This is a genomic window from Mesorhizobium sp., from assembly GCF_965229135.1.
Lineage (GTDB): Bacteria > Pseudomonadota > Alphaproteobacteria > Rhizobiales > Rhizobiaceae > Mesorhizobium.
In genome coordinates this window covers 3,642,648-3,659,249 of sequence record NZ_OZ245860.1, presented here as the reverse complement: position 1 = coordinate 3,659,249, position 16,602 = coordinate 3,642,648, and the positions used below count along the sequence as shown (strand labels likewise).

15 protein-coding genes are annotated in these 16,602 nt (G+C 64.0%); 6 read left to right on the top strand and 9 right to left on the bottom strand.

The annotated features are described in order from the left end of the window. Positions 1-41 precede the first annotated feature (41 nt). Positions 42-2,285 (bottom strand): hypothetical protein, encoded by a 2,244-nt coding sequence (locus ACO07C_RS17310; RefSeq protein WP_421915370.1) that lies wholly within the window; start codon positions 2,283-2,285, stop codon positions 42-44. Between the two features lie 68 nt (positions 2,286-2,353). Then, a complete protein-coding gene (locus tag ACO07C_RS17305) occupies positions 2,354-2,890 on the bottom strand; it encodes a MarR family winged helix-turn-helix transcriptional regulator (protein WP_421915369.1) in 537 nt (178 codons plus the stop codon). A gap of 243 nt (positions 2,891-3,133) precedes the next feature. Here ACO07C_RS17305 and dnaK point away from each other — a divergent pair, with 243 nt between their 5' ends. The 6 genes from dnaK to ACO07C_RS17275 all read left to right on the top strand — a co-directional run bounded on the left by dnaK (position 3,134) and on the right by ACO07C_RS17275 (position 9,216). After that, positions 3,134-5,050 (top strand): molecular chaperone DnaK, encoded by a 1,917-nt coding sequence (gene dnaK / locus ACO07C_RS17300; RefSeq protein ID WP_421915368.1) that lies wholly within the window; start codon positions 3,134-3,136, stop codon positions 5,048-5,050. Positions 5,051-5,262: 212 nt separating this feature from the next. Next, positions 5,263-6,393, top strand: coding sequence for a molecular chaperone DnaJ (gene dnaJ / locus ACO07C_RS17295; RefSeq protein ID WP_421915367.1), 1,131 nt, complete (start codon positions 5,263-5,265; stop codon positions 6,391-6,393). 204 nt (positions 6,394-6,597) lie between these two features. Then, positions 6,598-7,203: a phospholipid N-methyltransferase PmtA gene (pmtA, locus tag ACO07C_RS17290; protein ID WP_421915366.1), complete on the top strand. Its 606-nt coding sequence runs from the start codon at positions 6,598-6,600 to the stop codon at positions 7,201-7,203. A 234-nt stretch (positions 7,204-7,437) separates the two neighbouring features. Then, positions 7,438-8,034 (top strand): NADPH-dependent FMN reductase, encoded by a 597-nt coding sequence (locus ACO07C_RS17285; RefSeq protein ID WP_421915365.1) that lies wholly within the window; start codon positions 7,438-7,440, stop codon positions 8,032-8,034. Between the two features lie 11 nt (positions 8,035-8,045). After that, positions 8,046-8,744: an orotidine-5'-phosphate decarboxylase gene (pyrF, locus tag ACO07C_RS17280; RefSeq protein WP_421917553.1), complete on the top strand. Its 699-nt coding sequence runs from the start codon at positions 8,046-8,048 to the stop codon at positions 8,742-8,744. 184 nt (positions 8,745-8,928) lie between these two features. Beyond that, complete coding sequence (locus tag ACO07C_RS17275) at positions 8,929-9,216, top strand: DUF1330 domain-containing protein (protein ID WP_421915364.1); 288 nt, start codon at positions 8,929-8,931, stop codon at positions 9,214-9,216. A 40-nt stretch (positions 9,217-9,256) separates the two neighbouring features. On the opposite strand, the gene ACO07C_RS17270 is transcribed toward ACO07C_RS17275, so the two are convergent. The 7 genes from ACO07C_RS17270 to ACO07C_RS17240 all read right to left on the bottom strand — a co-directional run bounded on the left by ACO07C_RS17270 (position 9,257) and on the right by ACO07C_RS17240 (position 16,535). After that, entirely contained in the window at positions 9,257-10,525 is a 1,269-nt protein-coding gene (locus tag ACO07C_RS17270; RefSeq protein ID WP_421915363.1) for a low temperature requirement protein A, read from the bottom strand. A 61-nt stretch (positions 10,526-10,586) separates the two neighbouring features. Beyond that, entirely contained in the window at positions 10,587-11,666 is a 1,080-nt protein-coding gene (locus ACO07C_RS17265; RefSeq protein ID WP_421915362.1) for a D-alanine:D-lactate ligase-like protein, read from the bottom strand. Between the two features lie 143 nt (positions 11,667-11,809). Then, the gene (locus ACO07C_RS17260) at positions 11,810-12,691 is read right to left on the bottom strand and encodes an SMP-30/gluconolactonase/LRE family protein (RefSeq protein WP_421915361.1); all 882 of its coding nucleotides are present in this window, start codon (positions 12,689-12,691) and stop codon (positions 11,810-11,812) included. Further along, positions 12,688-13,326 (bottom strand): 2-dehydro-3-deoxy-6-phosphogalactonate aldolase, encoded by a 639-nt coding sequence (locus ACO07C_RS17255; RefSeq protein ID WP_421915360.1) that lies wholly within the window; start codon positions 13,324-13,326, stop codon positions 12,688-12,690. Before ACO07C_RS17255 ends, ACO07C_RS17260 begins: the two co-directional genes overlap by 4 nt. Then, positions 13,323-14,267 carry a 2-dehydro-3-deoxygalactonokinase gene (locus ACO07C_RS17250; RefSeq protein WP_421915359.1) on the bottom strand — a complete coding sequence of 315 codons (945 nt, stop codon included), beginning with the start codon at positions 14,265-14,267 and terminating at the stop codon, positions 13,323-13,325. Before ACO07C_RS17250 ends, ACO07C_RS17255 begins: the two co-directional genes overlap by 4 nt. Beyond that, positions 14,264-15,031 (bottom strand): SDR family NAD(P)-dependent oxidoreductase, encoded by a 768-nt coding sequence (locus ACO07C_RS17245; RefSeq protein WP_421915358.1) that lies wholly within the window; start codon positions 15,029-15,031, stop codon positions 14,264-14,266. The genes ACO07C_RS17250 and ACO07C_RS17245 overlap by 4 nt, the downstream gene beginning before the upstream one ends. A 154-nt stretch (positions 15,032-15,185) precedes the next feature. Beyond that, the gene (locus ACO07C_RS17240; protein ID WP_354461839.1) at positions 15,186-16,535 is read right to left on the bottom strand and encodes a putative bifunctional diguanylate cyclase/phosphodiesterase; all 1,350 of its coding nucleotides are present in this window, start codon (positions 16,533-16,535) and stop codon (positions 15,186-15,188) included. Between the last annotated feature and the right edge of the window lie 67 nt (positions 16,536-16,602).

The following is a 16,602-nucleotide window of genomic DNA, read 5'->3' as shown; positions in this document are numbered from 1 at the left end:
TCGCGAGCGGGGACAGGGCAAGAATGGTCATCTTTCCCTCCTCAGCGTTCGCAACTGACGGCAGGCGTCCGCAGCGGCACGGTCATCTTGCAGCAAGGGTAGTAGCCGCCCTTGTCCCGGTCGGACTTCCTGTAGAAGCAGAGCCCAACATTGACTGTGTCGCCCGGAGAGTGGCCGGTGATATCGATCGTATATGGCGCGCCAGGCGCGTGCGACTGGGGTGTGGTCACCCCGACGCCCGGCGTCCTGGATTGAGCCGTGATCGAATCGCCGCCCAAGCCGGCATGGTCATGAAGATAGAGATCGGCCTTGAGTCCCGACGGCGTGCAGAAATACTGGACGTCCTCGACATCGAGACAGGGAGGCAGGTTGCCGGGCGGTGGAAGGTCCGGCGGATAGAAGGCTGGCAGGTAGCCGCCACCCGGAATCTGTTCGTAATAGCCGGCACGGCCCTCGCAGGGGTGCCAGACCCTGACGTCGCCGACATGGCCTTCAACATCAGGGTCTTCGAAATAGCCGTCGAAATCGGTGAACCACGAGCCAAAGGGCGGCACGTTCGCCGGCTTGACCAGCGCTGAGGGCGTGATCTGCACGCCATGCACGGCCAGCGGCCCGCCGGCGGCGAGCCGGTCGGCAAGGGTGGGGTTCTCGCGCAGCTTGTCGCCGGTGTTGACCAGCGTGTCCGTGCAGACGCTGGTCTCGAGATTGCCGTCGGCGTCATAGCCATATTGCAGGTCGACACCCCCGGCCGACTGCCGGTTGCCCTCCGGGAAACCGACCGCGTATTCCTGCGGCACTGGCACCCAGGCCGATTCCGTTGCCGGATCGTCCGGATTTTCGCGCCAGTAGCGAATGACCTCGCCTTTGCCAGAATCGGCGAACAGGCTGTAGTCGTAGCGGTTCTCGACCGGGCCGCGCTGGGCCAGGTACATGAAGCCCTTGTTGTCGAAGGCGATGTCTGTGACGGCATTGTCCTGGTCGGCCTTGACCGTCAGTTCCCAGCGCGGATCGCCGGCGAACTTTCCGTCGCGGGCAATGCCGATCGACCAGATCTCGGCCTTCTCGCCGACCGAATAGTAAAGCCGGCCACCATGGTAGGCGACGGCCCAGACGCGGCGCTCGTCCTGCGTATAGCCCCAGGTCGCTGGGTTTTCCGTATCGAAGGCGGCGCCCTGTATGTCCATCACCGCGCCGTCATCGGCGACCGGGGCCAGACCGTGCGCCGGGCGTCCAGCCACGCCATGGTCGAACGTGTCCACCAAAGCGCCGTTGGCGTCGATGCGGTGGATTAGGCCGGTGTCGAGGTCGGAGGCGAAGAACTGGCGGTGGTTGATGTCGAAGGTGATGTTGCCGATGCCGGGACCGCTGTTGGTGTCGAGATCGGCGAATTTGCTGACTTGGCCGGTGATGCCGTCGATCTTCCAGATCGTGCCCGGTCCGCCGCCGTTCTCGGCGCCAAACTGGCCTTCCATGAAGGTGGCGCCGGCCGTGCCGTGCTGCTGCCGCCGCGGCCTCCCCGTGCCCTTTGTGTCTGGCGTGACGATGCGAATGCCATGCAGCGAACTTGCCGCCGCATAGAGGTTGGGAATGCCGGACGGAACGCCGTTGCGCACGCCGTCATCATAGGTGAGGCCGAAAACCTGGCCGATCTGGCCGGCCGTCACCTCGAAGGGCGGCGGCGTCGAGACAAGCTGGCCGGAGGCCGGCCCGCCGAGATGGGAAACATCGAACACGCGCAAGGTGGCGCGCGTCGTATCGATGAAGGTTTCGTCGACCGGATCGACGCCGGGCGGCAGGCCCTGGTCGAAGTTGGGGATGGTCGTGCCCGAAAAGCCGGTCACCGCCATCGAGCCGGGATAGATGATCTGCATCTGCGCGTCCTGCGCCCCGGCGGATCCGCCGGACCACAGGCTGGCGGTGAGGGCCAGCGCCAGGAAGGCACCGATCGTGTGGACGGCGTGGCGAAGGCGGCCGGCGGGGAGGATGAACGATCCGTGGACGCGAGACATGGAGCTATCCCCGTAGGCTGGGGGAGAAACGCCCGGACTTGCCGCGCGAATCAGGGCAAGGCGCGGCGCTCCGTCACGTTTTTCCCTGATCGAATTGTCTGCTTTCCTCGTTGTCACGATACGCCTGGTCTTACGCAGGGTCAACGGAATCAGCGGAAAGCCCAGCGCATCCGATCCGTCCCGAAGGCGGTGGTCGCGCAGGGCTCCCGCTGTTCCCGCAGACCGTGGAGCCTCGGGATTTCTGGTCATGGGGGCTTCCTTTCCGGGCCGCGCCATGCGGCTCCTGAGCGTCAGTCGCTGCTCGGAACGGAAAGGTTCATGGGCCTTGGCAGAAGGCGAGGCCTTCAGCTCATATGGCTGATCGGACAGTGTTCGCGCACGCAGACGGACTCGTCGCAGACCCGGCAGACGACATGCTGGTCGTCGCCGATGTCGACCAGCGCCGGCAGCAGCTTTTCCACGAGCGTACCCAGGATCTGCGTCTCTTCCGGGCTTAGAACGCCGATAGCGCGGTCGATGACGGAGCGGCGCGCGGCCAGGTTGCGCTGGAAAACGGTTTCACCGGCTTCGGTCAGGCGCAGCGCCTTCGACCTGCGGTCGCCGCCGATGCCGCTATCGCGCAACACCAGCCCCTGCTCGACAAGGTGGTCGATCAGCCTGACAGTCGCCGAATGCGACAAGGCGATATAGCGCCTGAGCACCTCGATCGACAGGCCGGGGTTCGAGCCGATCTGGACGACAGCGGCCACGGCGCTGGCGCCGAGGCCGGTTTCGGCGCTGAACGCCTTCTCCACCTTGTCGACCAAAGCGAGACCCATCGCGCCGAACATGTTTTCCAGCCGGAGCTTTTCCCGGCTTTCACTTGCGACGTCTTCTGCCATCACCATATCCTGGCGGGGATAGTCATATGCATGATGCATAGTTATGCCGTTCTCCGCCGGCCGGCAAGGACGGTGGACGTCTTCAGCAGAATGCTTGCGCGTTGCGAAGCCTGTTCTTATATACGCGCCAAGCCGTTCAGCGCCGGAATGCCGGTTGCTGGAACGGAATTTCTTGTGAACAGGGGCTTTCGTCGGAACGCCTGTACGGGTCCTGAGAGCCTGCTTAGCGGAGAGACTAGAAAAATGGCAAAAGTAATCGGTATCGACCTCGGCACCACCAACTCCTGCATCGCCATCATGGATGGCAAGGAGCCCAAGGTGATTGAGAATGCTGAAGGCGCGCGCACGACGCCTTCCATCGTCGCCATCTCGAGCGACGGTGAACGTCTGGTCGGTCAGCCGGCAAAGCGCCAGGCTGTCACCAATCCTGAAAACACGATCTTCGCGGTCAAGCGCCTGATCGGCCGCCGCTACGACGATCCGGTCACCGACAAGGACAAGAAGCTTGTCCCCTACAAGATCGTCAAGGGCGACAATGGCGACGCCTGGGTCGAAGCGGGCGGCAAGAAGCAGTCGCCCTCGCAGATCTCGGCCATGATCCTGCAGAAGATGAAGGAGACGGCGGAAGCCTATCTCGGCGAAAAGGTCGAGAAGGCGGTCATCACCGTTCCCGCCTATTTCAACGACGCCCAGCGCCAGGCCACCAAGGACGCCGGCAAGATCGCCGGCCTGGAAGTGCTGCGCATCATCAACGAGCCGACGGCTGCCGCGCTCGCCTACGGCCTCGACAAGAAGGATGGCAAGACCATTGCCGTCTATGACCTTGGCGGCGGCACGTTCGACATTTCGGTGCTCGAGATCGGCGACGGCGTGTTCGAGGTCAAGTCGACCAATGGCGACACCTTCCTCGGTGGCGAGGATTTCGACATGCGCCTCGTCGAATATCTGGCGGCCGAGTTCAAGAAGGAACAGGGCATCGACCTGAAGAACGACAAGCTCGCCTTGCAGCGGCTCAAGGAAGCCGCGGAAAAGGCCAAGATCGAGCTGTCGTCGACGACCCAGACCGAAATCAACCTGCCCTTCATCACCGCCGACGCGACCGGCCCGAAGCACCTGACGCTGAAGCTGACGCGCGCCAAGTTCGAAAGCCTGGTCGAGGATCTCGTCCAGCGCACCATCGAACCCTGCAAGGCGGCGCTCAAGGATGCCGGCCTGAAGGCTGGCGAGATCGACGAGGTCGTCCTGGTCGGCGGCATGACCCGCATGCCCAAGATCCAGGAGATCGTGAAGCAGTTCTTCGGCAAGGAGCCGCACAAGGGCGTCAACCCCGATGAGGTCGTCGCGCTCGGCGCCGCCATCCAGGCCGGCGTGCTGCAGGGCGACGTCAAGGACGTGCTGCTGCTCGACGTGACCCCGCTGTCGCTCGGCATCGAGACGCTGGGTGGCGTGTTCACCCGACTGATCGAGCGCAACACCACGATCCCGACCAAGAAGAGCCAGGTGTTCTCGACGGCCGAGGACAGTCAGTCGGCCGTGACCATCCGTGTCTTCCAGGGTGAGCGCGAAATGGCCGCCGACAACAAGGCGCTCGGCCAGTTCGACCTGGTCGGCATCCCGCCGGCACCGCGCGGCGTGCCGCAGATCGAGGTCACTTTCGACATCGACGCCAACGGCATCGTCAACGTGTCGGCCAAGGACAAGGGCACCGGCAAGGAGCACCAGATCCGCATCCAGGCATCGGGTGGCCTTTCGGACGCCGACATCGAAAAGATGGTGAAGGACGCCGAGGCCAATGCCGAGACCGACAAGAAGCGTCGCGGCCTGGTCGAGGCCCGCAACCAGGCCGAGGCAATGCTGCATTCCTCGGAGAAGTCGCTGAAGGAATATGGCGACAAGGTTTCGGAAGCCGACCGCAAGGCGATTACCGATGCCATCGCCGCCCTGAAGACGGCTTCCGAAGGCGATGACGCCGCCGATATAGAGGCCAAGTCGCAGGTGCTTGCCGAAGCTTCGATGAAGCTGGGCCAGGCCATGTACGAGGCTTCGCAGAAGGAAGCGGCGGAAGCCGACGCCAAGGCGGATGCCGCCAAGGACAGCGACGTGGTCGATGCAGATTTCGAGGAAATCGACGAAAACGACGACAAGAAGAAGTCGGCCTGAACGGCCTGACGGCTGAGAAAACGGAAAAGCCCGGCGCAAAGCCGGGCTTTTTTGCAACCTTGGCTGAAAAAAATATCGGCTTGGCCGAAAAAAAGCGGGCAAGCGCGCGCTGACACTGGCATCCCGGCTCCATCGCACCTAAATCGGAACGGCGTGCCGGCAAACGACGCCACAATGCATCAAGACGTTGAGCATCCGGACAGCGGGAAAAAATGAAAGCTGATTTCTACGAAACGCTGGGTGTCCAGAAGGGCGCCGACGAGAAGGAACTCAAGAGCGCTTTCCGCAAGCTCGCCATGCAGTTCCATCCCGACCGCAATCCGGGTGATCATTCCTGCGAACACAAGTTCAAGGAGATCAACGAAGCCTACGAGACGCTGAAGGACCCGCAGAAGCGCGCGGCCTATGACCGCTTCGGTCACGCCGCCTTCGAGCAGGGCGGCATGAATGGCGGCGCGCAAGGGTTTGGCGCCGGCGGCTTCGCCGACATCTTCGAGGACATTTTCGGCGACATGATGGGCGGGCGCCAGCGGCGCTCCTCGGGCGGCCGCGAGCGCGGCGCCGACTTGCGCTACAATATGGAAATCTCGCTGGAAGAGGCCTTCGCCGGCAAGACCGCGCAGATCCGCGTGCCGGCCTCGATCTCCTGCACCGAATGCTCGGGCACAGGCGCCAAGCCCGGCACCCAGCCTGTCACCTGCTCGATGTGCAACGGCCATGGCAAGGTTCGCGCCACGCAGGGCTTCTTCTCGATCGAACGCACCTGCCCGCAATGCCAGGGCCGTGGCCAGACCATCAAGGATCCGTGCCCGAAATGCGCCGGCCAGGGTCGCGTCACCGAGGAGCGCTCGCTGTCGGTCAACATTCCCGCCGGCATCGAGGATGGCACCCGCATCCGGCTTGCCAATGAAGGCGAGGCTGGGCTGCGTGGCGGCCCGTCCGGCGACCTCTATATTTTCCTGGCGGTCAAGCCGCATGAATTCTTCCAGCGCGACGGTGCCGATCTCTATTGCAAGGTGCCGATCTCAATGACGACGGCCGCTCTTGGCGGCTCCTTCGAGGTGACGACGCTGGACGGCAGCCAGACCAAGGTGAAGGTACCCGAGGGCACCCAGAACGGACGCCAGTTCCGCCTCAAGGGCAAGGGCATGCCGGTGCTGCGTCAGCCCAATATCGGCGATCTCTACATCCAGACGGCCGTCGAGACGCCGCAGAGCCTGTCGCGCCGGCAGCGCGAGCTGCTGGAAGAGTTCGAACAGCTTTCGTCCAAGGACAATTCGCCTCAGTCGAGCGGCTTTTTCAACCGCATGAAGGATTTCTTCGAATCCTTCGGCGAGCGCTGATGGATCTCGTCCAACAAGGCGAAGCTGTTTCGGCGCACGGCATGTCGTCGGCGGGAATCCCCTGCATGGCGCATGAAGACATGAAACGCGCCGTGCTTTGAGACGCGACAAAATATATCTTGTCCACGACATAGGCATGGCTACGCCTTGCCTTGCGCCGCTCAGGTGTTAAGTAACTTGAGGGGAGCGCTGAGGAGAGCTTGCATGACACGTGGTCCTGGACTGCGGAAAGCGCTTGTCGACAAATTCGACGACGAGCTCAAGTTCTTCAAGGGCTGGATCGACAAGCCGAAAACCGTCGGCTCGATCGTGCCGACCAGTTCCATCACCGCCCGCAAGATGGCCTCGATCGTCAATCCCAGGTCCGGGCTGCCGGTGCTTGAAGTCGGTCCCGGCACCGGTGTCATCACGCGCGCTATCCTGGCTCAAGGCGTGCGGCCCGAAAATCTCTACGCGGTTGAATATTCGACGGATTTCGTCCGCCACCTGCGCCAGCTCTATCCCGGCGTCAACGTCATCGAGGGCGACGCCTTCAACCTCAACGCCACCCTGGGCGAGAGGAGCGGGATGATCTTCGATTGCGTTGTTTCGGGCGTGCCGCTGCTCAACTTCCCCGTCGCCCAGCGCATCGCCTACATAGAAAGCCTGCTCGACCGCATCCCCGCTGGCCGGCCGATCGTGCAGCTGACCTATGGTCCGATGTCGCCGATCCCGGCAGGCCGTGGCGACTACACGGTCAAGCATTTCGATTTCATCTTCCGCAATATTCCGCCGACGCAGCTGTGGATCTACCGCCGCGAAGCGCATTAGGCGTGCTGGTGTTCAGGTGAGGCCGGCCTGCGAATGGCGGCTCCCAGCGCTTCCGCTGCTTACATACGAAAAGTACCCTCCGCTTCGGTTACCGGAAGCCGCCGTTCTAGACGCGGCCTGACCTTATCCTCGGCACACCCATCCCGCATGTGGCCCAAACCGGTTTCGTTTTTTGGGCCGGCGCGTTGATTTGAACAGCCTCTGGCTGTACCTGTCCGGGAACAAGGTTGGCCCATGGCAGTGATCCCGAAAATCCTCGTCTTCGCCGGTTCGGTCCGGACCGGAGCCTTCAGCGGCAGGACGGCCGACGTGGCGCAGACGGAACTCGCGATGCAGGGCGCGGTCGTGACCCGGATTTCGCTCGCCGACTATCCGCTGCCGATAGTCGACGAGGATCTGGAAAAGGAAAAAGGCATTCCCGAGAGTGCCATGAAGCTCGCCCGGCTGATCGCCGCCCATGACGGGCTCCTGATCGCGACCCCGGAATATAACGGCTCCATCCCGCCGCTGCTCAAGAATACGATCGACTGGGTGAGCCGGGTGCGCAAGGACAATGGTCGGCCCGTCAGGCCGCTTGCCGGCAAGGTCGCTGGCCTCTGTTCGTCCTCCAATGGCCACTTTGCCGGTATCCGCTGTATAAATCATCTGCGCGCCGTGCTGGTGCGTTGCCAGATGGAGGTGGTAACGCCCGAATGCTCGGTGCCCGACGGCGGCGACGCCTTCGACGAGGACGGCCATTTCCGGGATCAAAGACTGCAAAAATCGATGGAGCATCTATGCCGCACGTTGATCGAAACATCGCGCATGCTGTCGACCAGGGTCGAGGCGTGATCACGGACGCCATGCAGGCCCAATCCATCCAGGAAAGACTGATCGTCGGCCTGGACGTGCCGACGGTGGCTGAAGCCGAGAAGGTGGTGCGAGAGCTCGACGGCGTCGTCTCGTTCTACAAGATCGGCTACCAGCTCGCTTTTGCCGGCGGGCTCGACTTCGCCCGGGAACTGGCAAGCGGCGGCACCAGGGTCTTCCTCGACATGAAGCTGCTCGACATCGACAACACGGTCGCCAAGGGCGTCGAGAACATCATCAAGATGGGCATGAGCATGCTGACATTGCACGCCTATCCCAGGACGATGAAAGCGGCGGTCGAGGCGGCCAGGGGCAGCGACCTCTGCCTGCTAGGTGTCACCGTGCTGACCTCCATGGACGAACAGGATGTGATCGACGCCGGTTATGAATATGATCCGCATACGCTCGTGCTGAGGCGCTCCGAACAGGCGCTGCATGCCGGCATGGGCGGCATTGTCTGCTCCGCCGAGGAAACCGAGGCGGTGCGGCGTGTCGTCGGGCCGAACCTGGCGGTGGTCACCCCGGGAATCAGGCCCAAGGGCAGCGACCATGGCGACCAGAAGCGCGTGGTGACGCCGGCCCAGGCCATCCGCAGCGGCTCCAGCCATCTCGTGGTCGCCCGTCCGATCATAGGAGCGACGGACAGGCGTGCCGCGGCGGAAGCCATCCTTGCCGAAATGCGCTCGGCCTGAGCACCGGTTCCGGAACTCTACTCCAGCGCGGTCTGGCGACGTTTTCCGCGCTTCCGGCGCTCGCATAGTTTAAGTACGCTCCGCTCGTCACCCGCGGTGACCCCAAAAAACACCACCAGCCGTCTCGCCGGAGCGGCTTTCAAAACAGGTCCTCGCCTGCGCGGACAGCAACAGGAGAACAACCATGCCCAAGGGATACTGGATCGCTCGCGTCGATGTGCGCGACGCCGAAGGCTACAAGGAGTATGTCGCCGCCGCGAAGCTGGCCTTCGACCGTTTCGGGGCGAAATTCCTGGCACGCGGCGGTGAGCATGAGAAGGCCGAGGGCCCTGGCCGTGCGCGTAACGTCATCATCGAGTTCGAATCGCTTGGCGTGGCGCATGACTGCTACCACTCACCCGAATATCAGCGCGCGGTCGCCATCCGCCAGAAAGTCGCCGATGGCGAGATCGTGCTGGTCGAAGGCATCTGACGCACGGACGGATACCGCACCGGCGGGCGCGCGCCCTCTCTCAGTGCAGCGTTTGTCGCGCGTCGAGCGCCAGCGATTGGGCCTGGTGCCGGTGGCCGTGGATTTCGTAGCCGACGACGGTGACCGCCGGCGCCAGCGTCAGGATGATGAGGCAAACTGCCATGTCGACGCCTGCGAGCGCGGCGACAATGGCAAGCGCGACCGCCGCCGCGGTTGCCGCCAAAAGCCAGATATGGAAAAGGTCGAACCGAGGCACGAGGTAGTAGTAAAGCCCGTAGATCGCACCGAGGAAAATGGCGAGCGGCACTGCGGCGCAAAGCAGGGTCGCCAACGGGCCGATATGAGCCTTGTGCTCGATAAAATAGGCCGCGACATGCAGGCCGGCACCCGTCGCTACGATTGCAGCCACGACCAGCATCTGGCCATAGCCCCAGACGAAGGCGCGTTCCCGGTGCGCGTGGAGGACCGGTGCTGACGGCAGCATGTAATAGACCCACCACATGCCGAAAGTGAGCCCGGTGCCAGCAACGCCGACAAGCGCGGCATCGAGGTTCCAGCCCTGCTCCTCGACCACGGCCGACAGCGTCGCCAGCGTGCCGACAATGCTTTCGCCCAGCGCAATGATGGCGAACAGGCTGTAGCGCTCGGCCATATGGTGGGCATGCCAGGGGGTGCCGCCATTCCTGCGCTCGGCAATCACCGGCCCGGCAAGTTCGATGACAAGCAGGATCGCGCCAAGCACCAGGCTGGTCAGGACCGAGAAGTCGAACAGAATCTGCATCACCCAGCCGACCTGCGCGATGGAGATGGCGGTCACGTAAGTCAGGCAGATTTCGCGCCGCGCGGGGTCTTGCCTCGCCGCGCGAAGCCACTGGAAAATCATGGCTACGCGCATGATGACGTAGCCGAGCACCATGATGGAATTGTCGAGATGCTCGCCGTGCTCGATCGAGGCGAACATGCGCGGCAGGCCCATCGCCAGCACCAGCACGCCGATCATCTGCACCATGGTGACGAGGCGGAAGATCCAGTCATCGGTGTCGTAGGCGGACGAGAACCAGGAAAAATTGATCCAGGCCCAACAGATGGCGAAGCTCGCAAAGCCGAAGCCAAGCAGCGCGGCGGTATAATGGCCTTCGGCCAGGGAATGCGCCAGTTGCGACGATGCCAGGCCGAAGGCGGTGGCGAAGGTGAGGTCGAAAAGGAGCTCCAGCGGCGTGGCGACGCGATGCGCCTCATGCGGATCGCGTCCGCTCATGCGCCGGATATGGTGGTGCAGGCTTTCGGAGCTGACAGGCGGGGTGGTCATCGCGCGGCCTTCGTTGACAATACAGCGACAGTAGAGGCGATGCGGAAGGCGTCAAGGCAAGCTACCGAGCCGCAAACCTCTGCGGGCCGGACAGCCGGGCGGCCGCTGTTTCAGCCATGGCGTCGGCAAGGCTCATGCCCCATTGCGAGCCGCAATAGGCGCGAAAATCGAAGCAGGGCAGGCCGGGGCAGACCTCGAATTCAATCAGGTGAACGGTATCGTCGGCCTCGACCCGGAGGTCGATTGAAAACACATCGCGCAGGCCGAGCCCGCTCATCAGCCGCTCGGCGATGCGGCGTATCTTCGCATCGGCTCCCGGCTGGCTTTCGGCGACGGGCAGCAGTTTCGGCTCGGCGTATTTCCCTTCTGCCTTCGCCGCTTCGCCGGTCTCGCCGTAAAGCGCCATGCTGTCTTCCATGGTCTGGAAATCCGCGCCGGAATCGACAAAGGCGACACCCAGCGACTCGACCCCGGCCCCCGGCGTCAGACCAAGAAAACTGGCGCGTACGTTGCGCCCAGGGACGTAGGGCTGCACGACGACATCGTCGCGATAAGCCACGAAGACGCGCCGGCTCAGTTCCAGGGCATGGGCAAGATGATCGCAGCGCGAGTCCGGCCAGATACCGATCTTGGCGCCGAGACGGTTCGGCTTGACGAACCAGCCCGCGGCCGACGCCGGCGGCTCGACCAGCCACTCGCCATTGCGGGCAAGCCCCGCCTGCGGCACCGGCAGGCCGAACGCGCCAAGCACGGCGCCGGAGCGGAACTTGTCCTGGCAAAGCGCGAACAGGGAATCGTCGGCGCCGATCGTCCTCAACCCCTTCAGCCTGGCGAGTGCTGGTGCCGCGCCGCCACGGAAGTAGGCGATGCCGTCGGACAGCGTCCAGACCAGCGTGTTGCGTGGATCCTCGCCTTCGAGCGCCTGGGCGGCATCGTCAAGCTCCACTGGCGCGAAGGAGAGGCCGCGCTCCACGCAGGCGGCCCCAAGCATGCCGAACTCATGCGCAATGTCCGTCGACTGCGCCAGATAGGACGAAATTTCAGTGGCCCGATCGGGTGCGTAACCATCGGCGATCAGCCGATCGAAACAGGCCTTTTCCGGCTCGTAGACAAGGATCAGCTTCGGCTTGGTATCGGGCATGGTCGGACGGTTCCTGGCGGGCGGGTTGGCCTACCATCGCATGGCCGGGAGAAACGGCTTTCGCGAAACCGACGCGTCCCGGACGCCTGGGTGACAGCGGCAGGACTGCAACGACGCGGTGCGTCATCTCGCGCGCGGCAAACTCAGGCGATCAGCACGCGCGGCTCGAAGCGGCCGTTGACGGGAATGTCGAGCAGGAACGTCATGCCGGCCTGCGGATCGAGCTGCCGCTGTTTCTCATCCTTCCCCGACCACGCCGAAGTCACCGCCAGCCGGTCGGCTTTCCTGCCGACAAAGGCCGGGCAGGAGGGCTGCGTCACCGGCATGGCGACCGAACGGACAAGCTTGCCGTCGGGACCGTAGGCCTCGACGGCCTTGCCGCCCCAGCAGGCATTCCAGAGGATGCCGTCGCGATCGAGCACGGAGCCGTCTATATAGCCCCTGGACGAGCGATGATCGACAAAGACCTTCGGTTCGCCGGAAGGCAGGCCGGTTGCCGGGTCGCAGGCGACGCGCATCAGCAGGCCGCTGCTGGTATCGGTATAGTAGGCGATGGCTCCATCCTCGGAAAAGCAGATCGAGTTCGAGACCGTGATGTCCGAATACAGCTTGCGCAGCTCGCCCTTGAAGAACCAGTAGATAGCGCCGGCGCCCTTCTCTTCCTTCTTGCCCATCGTGCCCACCCAGAAGGCGCCGCAGGGGTGAACGCGCGAATCGTTGGAGCGGGTAACTGGATTGTCGGCTTCGATCGCCGTGTGCAGCGTCAGTTTGCCGGTCGCGACATCGCGCACGTGCAGGCCGGTTTCGGTGGCGATCAGCTGACGGCTGTCGTCGATGATGGCGACCGCGCTTGCCATCTGGCCGAGTTCGTGGACCTTGACCACGCCGCTGGAAAGACCCTTCTCCAGCATGTGGCCGTTGACGATGTCGAACCAGAACAGCGCGTCGCTGCCGGGGTCATAGCTCGGCCCCTCGCCAAGCTGGCAGACATGGTCGGAAAAGACGGAAACGATCTCGCTCATCATGCGTCTCCGAAAGCCGCGTCCCAGGCCGCGACGGCGGCGTGCGCGCGGGTCGCCACCTCGTCCACGCTCATGCCCGGCTTGAACAGACTGGAACCGAGCCCGAAAACAGTGACCCCGGCCGCCTTGTAACCGGCAAAGTCCTTGTCTGAAACGCCGCCGACCGCACCCACCAGCGTCGAGGGCGGCAGCACCGCGCGCATGGCGGAAATGCCGGCCGCGCCGATCACGCTGGCCGGGAAGAACTTCAGCGCCGACGCCCCGAGCCGGATCGCCAGGAAGGCCTCGGTCGGTGTCAGCACGCCCGGCATCGTCACCATGCCGTAATGCATCGCGCGGCCCATGACGTCGGCATCGATGTTGGGGCTGACCAGCAGCCGCCCGCCAGCCGTGTGCAGGCCGTCGACATCGGCGGGCGTCAGCACCGTGCCGGCGCCGACCAGGGCGGTTTTCGGAAGCACTTCCACGATTCTGGCGATGGACGAAAAAGGCTGAGGCGAATTGAGCGGCACCTCGATCGCCTCGATGCCTGCGTCGAAGATTGCCTTGCCCATTTCTATCGCGTCGGACGCTTTAAGACCGCGAAGGATAGCGACCAGCCCGCGCTTGAGCTTTGGAAAGGCGGCTGTCTGCGTCATCGGGCAACTCCGTTGCGGGCAATCATGCCATTCTCTCTTGCCGCTTCGATCAGGCCGGCGCGTACGGCTTCGTCCGCGTCGACGGGCCTGACCGCCAGCCCGGCAAGGCCAAGCGCCTCTCCGTAGAGTGACGCCAGCGCGCCGGAAGCAATCAGCACGATGGATGTGGATGTGGCTCCATAGCGGCGCCGCGCCGAAGCGATTTCGCCGCCGATCAGCAGGCCAGACAGGCAAGCCGCCGCATCATCGGGCTTGAGGTCCTGAAGCAGGCCGGCGGCGCGGATCGAGAACAGCCTCGATGTGACATCGCCGCCCTCGGCCAGCGCCGTCTCGCACCAGCGCCGGAAGAACGGGTTATCCGCCGTGACCGGCTTCGGATGTTCGCCCAGCGAATGGCGCAGGATCGAATGATCGGCCAGCACCGAGAACAGTTCGCCGGTCGGCCAGGTGCAGAAGCCGGCGACGCCGCCATCCTCGACCACGACCCATTTGGAATGCGTGCCGGGCATGCAGACGATATGACGTCCCTTTGCCGGCAAACCAGCGCCCGCGAGCTGCGTTTCCTCGCCGCGCATGACGTCCGGTGCGTCGGCTTGGCGCTGGGCAAGGCCCGGAACGATGCGGATGTCGCGCCTCTGGCCGGGAACGCGGGCAGCGCCCGCGAGGATGGCGTCGATCGGCGAGGGCACGGTGACATAGGGCGCCTCCAGCCAGCCTTGGCGCGAGCCTGCCATGCCGCAGATGATGACAGGCAGCTCGGCGGGCGCGCCCATGGCCGCCAGATGGCCTTCAAGAATGGTCGAAAAGCCTTTCTGCTGCGCGGTGATCAGCCCATCGTCGCCACGGCGCTCGGCAAGGACCTTTCCCGTTTCGTCGATCAGCCAGGCCCTCAGGCGCGTCGTGCCCCAGTCGATGGCGGCGACGGAAGCTGTCCCGCTCACAGGAAGCCACCGTCGACGATCAGCATCTGCGCGGTCAGCATGCGCGAAGCATCCGACGCCAGGAACAATGCCGTCCCGACCATGTCGTCGGGCTGCATCACTTCCTTGATGCACTGTTTGGCGACATGGGCGGCGAGAGCCTGCTCCGTCACCCAGAGCTCGCGTTGCCGTTCGGTGATCACCCAGCCGGGGGCGACCGCGTTGACGCGGATGCCGTCGTTCCCGAGCTTGCCGGCCAGGCCCTTGGTCAGGCCGACGATCGCCGCCTTGGCGGCGGTATAGGAGGGCATGTCGGGATGATTGATCAGATAGGATGTCGAGGTGAAGTTGATGATCGATCCGCCTCCGGCCAGCTTCATGCCCGGCGCCACCGCCTGCGCGGTGAAGAAGTGCGGCCGCAGATTGATCGCCTGGTTGTTGTCCCAGAATTCCACCGTCACATCCTCCACGGCGTGGCGATCGTCGACAGCGGCATTGTTGATCAGCACGGTGACATCGCCATGCGCTTCGGCCGCCTTGGCCGCCGCGGCGCGCAACGCATCGATGTCGCGCAGATCGGTCTTCAGATAGAGGGGCCGGCGTCCGTGCTCTTTCTCGATGCGGTCGGCAAGCATCAGGCTGGGGCCATCGGCGATGTCGATGAAGGCGACATGCGCGCCCTGGCGCACGAACCCCTCGGTCAGCGCGGCGCCGATGCCGGAACCACCACCGGTGATCAGCACCGAAGCACCTTCGAGGTCGGCAAAATGCGCCGATGGCATCATGATCTGTATCTCCAAGCGTGACCGGCGCGCATCCTAGCCAGACACGTCCGTCGGGCAAGGGCGAAAAGCAGATTCGTTTTGCTTATGTCTGACAAAAAGACATCGAGCCGCATCGTCAGCTCGGCCGCATCGCGGTCGGATCGCTGATCGGCTTTCAGATCGCCTTGGCGTGAAGGGCGCCCCGGAATGAATCACGCAGGTAGCCGAGCGTCGCGTCGGCGTCGACCGGCCTGCCGAACAGGTACCCCTGCCCCCCGGCACAGCCGAACTGGACGAGCCGGTCGGCCTGCGCCTCCTGCTCGATGCCTTCGGCGACAACGTCCATGCCAAGCCCCTCGCACATGGCCAGGATGGCCCGGATGATGTGTTCCGAAGGACGGTCGTCGAGGATGGAGGAGACGAAGGCGCGGTCGATCTTGAGCTTGTCGAAATGGAATTCGCGCAACCGGCCAAGCGAGGACTGCCCGGTGCCGAAATCGTCCAGCGACACACGGATGCCGACGCGGCGCAAATCCTCGACGATCTTTTCGGCCGAGGCCGGATCGTTCATCAGGCCGGTTTCGGTGATCTCGATCTCCAGCCGGCGCGGATCGAAGCCGGTGCGGTCGAGGATCGCCAGTATGTGCAGGCCGGTGTTCTGGTCGACGAGCTGCGACGGCGACAGGTTGAAGGACAGGAACAGGTCCTTGGGCCAGCTCCGGGCGGCTTCGGTGGCCTTGCGCAGCACCAGCTGCGACAGCGGGCCGATGATGCCGCGCTCCTCGGCGATGGGAATGAACACCGTTGGCGGCACCGAGCCGAGATCGCGGTCGGTCCAGCGCGCCAGCGTCTCGAAGCCAACGGTGCGGCGCGTGTTGAGATCGACGATGGGCTGGAAATGCGGCTCCACCTCGCCGGCCGAGACGGCGCGGCGCAGGGCCTGTTCGATGCGGGTGACGCGTTTGGCCGCCTCTTCCATCTCGCGTGTGTAGACGACCACCCGTCCGCGTCCCGAACGCTTGGCGTGGTACAAGGCGGTCTCGGCCTTGTTGACGAGGATTTCGGTGGTCTCGTCGCCCGAATAGAACAGCGAGCAGCCGACCGAGGCCGAAAGCCTGGCGGTGCGTTCGCCGACATCGTAGGGCGCCGACAGGATCTCGATCAGCATGCGGGATTTCTCGGCCGCGGCCTCCTCGCTGAACACCATCGGATAGAGAAAGGCGAACTCGTCGGCGCCGATGCGGCAGACCGTCGAGTAGCCGTCCATCGAGGCGCGCAGCCGCATCGCCACCTGGATCAGGATGTCGTCGCCGGCCTTGTGCCCGAACAAATCGTTTATCGGCTTGAAGCCGTCCAGGTCGAGGATGCCGACGGTGAACGGCGCCGGGTCGTCGGCCCGATCGCTGATCAGGCGGTCGACCTTGTCGAAGAATCGACGATGATTGCCAAGCCCGGTCAACGGATCTGTAAACGCCAGATCCGTCGTCTCCCTGTTTGCCTGACCGGTGCCAAACGAAGTTTGCATCGGTGTCCCTGTTCTAGAACTCGGAATTTATTTCCAGACTGGCAGCAAACCCTTTAGGAAACGTATC